Origin of the sequence: Catenulispora pinisilvae, from assembly GCF_015356865.1 — a bacterium.
GTDB classification, from domain to species: domain Bacteria; phylum Actinomycetota; class Actinomycetes; order Streptomycetales; family Catenulisporaceae; genus Catenulispora; species Catenulispora pinisilvae.
Map to the genome: position 1 here is coordinate 1 of NZ_JAAFZA010000537.1, position 890 is coordinate 890.

Consider the following 890-nt stretch of genomic DNA (forward strand, 5'->3'; position numbering starts at 1 on the left):
CTGCCGGCCGCAAGCCGCGGACCGTGCAGGAACAGCAGTTGTGCGACTTGTTCGCCGAGGTCCTGGGCCTGGAATCAGTGTCCATCGACGACAACTTCTTCGCACTCGGCGGCCACTCGCTGCTGGCCACTCGTCTGGTGAGTCGGGTGCGCTCGGTGTTGGGCGTGGAGCTGGGGCTGCGAGTTCTGTTCGAGGCGCCGACGGTGGTCGGCATCGCGGCGCGCCTCGGCGATGCCTTGGGTGCGCGTCGTGTGGCGTTGCGGCCGGTGGTGCGTCCGGAGCGGGTGCCGTTGTCGTTTGCGCAGCGTCGGTTGTGGTTCTTGAGTCGGTTGGAGGGTCTGTCGGCGACGTACAACCTTCCGTTGGTGGTGCGTCTGTCCGGTGATCTGGATCTGGGAGCTTTGAAGGCTGCTCTTCTCGATGTTCTTGCCCGGCATGAGAGTTTGCGGACTGTCTTTCCGCAGGTCGATGGTGAGCCGTTCCAGCAGGTGCTGCCAGTTGAGCAGCTCGCGAGCCTGGCGGATCTGGTGGTGCGGGACTCCTCGCCGGCGGCGGTTGCCGCTGACATTGCCGTGATGGTGGGTTCGACGTTCGATCTGGAGTCGCAGATTCCGGTGCGGGCGCATCTGCTGGTGCCTGCTCCGCACGAGTTCGTGTTGGTGGCGGTGGTGCATCACGTTGCTGGTGATGGTTGGTCGCTGGGCCCGTTGGCACGGGATCTGGCTGCTGCCTATACGGCTCGTGTCGGTGGTGGGGCGCCGGAGTGGGAGCCGTTGCCGGTGCAATACGCGGACTACACCCTGTGGCAGCGGGAACTGCTCGGCGACGAGAACGGCCCCGACAGTGTCTACTCCCAGCAGATCGGCTTCTGGCGAGACGCTCTGTCTGGT

General features: G+C 65.3%; 1 protein-coding gene. It reads left to right on the plus strand.

The window, feature by feature from the left end:
* Positions 1-23: 23 nt before the first annotated feature.
* Positions 24-890, plus strand: an 867-nt coding sequence (locus IZR01_RS49355; RefSeq protein ID WP_323747331.1) for a condensation domain-containing protein, incomplete at its 3' end; no start/stop codon positions are given.